General features: G+C 75.9%; 2 protein-coding genes. One reads left to right on the forward strand and one right to left on the reverse strand.

All coding sequences use genetic code 11. The features are described 5' to 3' along the window. Nucleotides 1-888: serine/threonine-protein kinase (locus H5J30_RS28760; RefSeq protein ID WP_181790203.1), on the reverse strand; the 888-nt coding region annotated here is incomplete at its 3' end. A 452-nt stretch (nt 889-1,340) separates the two neighbouring features. Between H5J30_RS28760 and H5J30_RS28765 the strand changes: the two genes are divergently transcribed. Then, the coding region (locus tag H5J30_RS28765; RefSeq protein WP_181790204.1) for an AfsR/SARP family transcriptional regulator at nt 1,341-2,176 on the forward strand (836 nt) is incomplete at its 3' end.

Below are 2,176 nucleotides of genomic sequence, written 5' to 3' on the forward strand. Positions count from 1 at the left end.
CGACTGCCCCGCGGCGAGGGCGCGTTCGGCCACCTCGCGCATCGGCGGGCGCTCCGCCGGGTCGACGCGCAGCATGTCCGCGACCAGCCACTCCAGCCCGGCGTCCACGTCGTCGTTGAAGTCGCCCGGCGGCAGCAGCGGGCGCTCGAACCGCTCCGGCGAGAACGCCCGCGCCGGGTCGTCCGCCTCGTACGGGAAGCGGTTCGTGAGCAGGAAGTACACGATCGTGCCCAGCGCCCACACGTCCCCCGCCGCCGAGTAGCCGCGCCCGCGGATGAGGACCTCGGGCGGCATGTACGCGACCGTGCCCTGCGCGCTCGCCGCCCGCGTCACCGGGTCGGTCTCCCGCGCCAGCCCGAAGTCGCTCACCTTGACCCGCAGCCCCGACTCGTCGTACGCGACGAGCACGTTGGCCAGCGTCAGGTCGCGGTGCACGACCGGCTGCTGCCGTTCGTGCGCGACGGACAGGCCGTCGGCGGCCTGCCGCAGCACCGCGGTGGCGTGCGGGACGGGGACGGCGCCGCCGTGGCTCCTGACCAGCGCTTCCAGGCTGCCGCCGGCCACGTACTCCATGGTGAAGTAGCCGCGTACGCCCTCCGCCGTGTCCACCGTGCCCGCGTCGAACACCCGGATGATGCCGGGGTGGCCGAGGGTGGAGAGGATGCGCGCCTCGTCGAGCCGGGAGAAGTTGGCGCCGAGGGACGCGCCGTGCTTGAAGAGCTTGAGCGCCTGCGGGCCGAGCACGTGGTGGCGTACGCGGTACACCTCGGCGAACGCGCCCTCGCCCAGCCTGCGGTCCACCACCAGGCCGGCGTGGATCCGCTGCCCGGGGACGAGCAGGGGGTCGCGCGCGCCGGTCGCGCCGCCGGTCGTCCGGTATGCCGCCATGGGCGCGCTTCCCCCTCCCCCTGCGTGCCTTCGGTCGCGGGCCCCGGCGGTCGTCCGGCCGGCGCCCGGCGGGCCGTCGGAATCGTTGTACCGCGAGGGCTCCGGGACCCCTCCCGCGCCGGCGAGCGGGGACGCACCGGGGGAGGGGCCGGTACGCGGCGGGTGGTGGACGTGCGGTGGAGGCCCGGTGGACCCGCGGTAGAACGGCAGTTGGCGGGCGGTCGGCGCCGGTCCCGCTTCGGGGGGATCTGGCCGCTTGCTGCGCGCGCCCGTGCAGGTTCATGACAGCTACGCCCCTGCCCGGAGGCGGTATACGCGGGTAGCGTCGCGGGCGTCCTACCTACCCCCTACAGGACACAGGTGGCTCGCATGACGACCCCGCTCACGCTCCCACCACCGCCGGCACTCCGCGGGCACGGCGCCACCGGTCCCCGGGGGCGCCGGTGAGCCCGGTGCGGTTCCAACTGCTCGGGCCGCTGAGCATTTCCGACGGCGGCGAGACCGTTGTCCTGCACCCCTCCAAGCCGGCCAACCTGCTCGCCGCGCTGCTGCTCAACGCGGGCGCCATCGTCTCCGTCGACTACCTCCAGCGCATGGTCTGGGGCGACGAGCAGCCGGCCACCGCGCGGGCCGCGCTCCAGACCTGCGTGCTGCGGCTGCGGCGGCTCTTCGCCAAGCACGAGGTGGTCGACACCCCCATCGAGGCGGTGCCCGGCGGGTACCGGATCACCGCGGACGCGCGCTCCCTCGACCTCGTCGAGTTCCGCGAGCGGGTACGCCGCACGCAGGAGCCGGGGCTGTCGGCGGAGGCGGCCATGGGCGCGCTGCAGGGGGCGCTGGCGCTGTGGCAGACCGGGGTGCTGGCCAACGTGCGGTCGGAGGCGATCCACCGCGACGAGGTGCCGCGCATGCTGGAGGAGCGGCTGCGGGTCGTGGAGCGGCTGTGCGACGTGCGGCTGGAGCTGGGGCAGTGCGGGCAGGCGCTGGTCGACCTGTGGAGCGTCACCCGCGCGCACCCCGACCACGGCCGGTTCCGGGAGCAGTTGATCGAGGCGCTGTACCGCACGGGGCGGCAGACGGAGGCGCTGGCGGAGTACCGCGGGTTCAAGGCGTACCTCGCGGACGGCCTCGGCGTCGGGCCCTCGGCCGCGCTCCAGCGGCTGGAGCTGTCGATCCTGCGCGGCGAGGACCTGGGCCCGGCGGCCGAGCCGCCCGTACGCGCGGGGCTCCCGGCCGCGGCGCCGGCCGCGCCCGCACCGGCACCCGAGCCGCCGGGGCTGCCGCCGGT

It is taken from the genome of Streptomyces phytophilus (assembly GCF_013870535.1).
Classification (GTDB): domain Bacteria; phylum Actinomycetota; class Actinomycetes; order Streptomycetales; family Streptomycetaceae; genus Streptomyces; species Streptomyces phytophilus.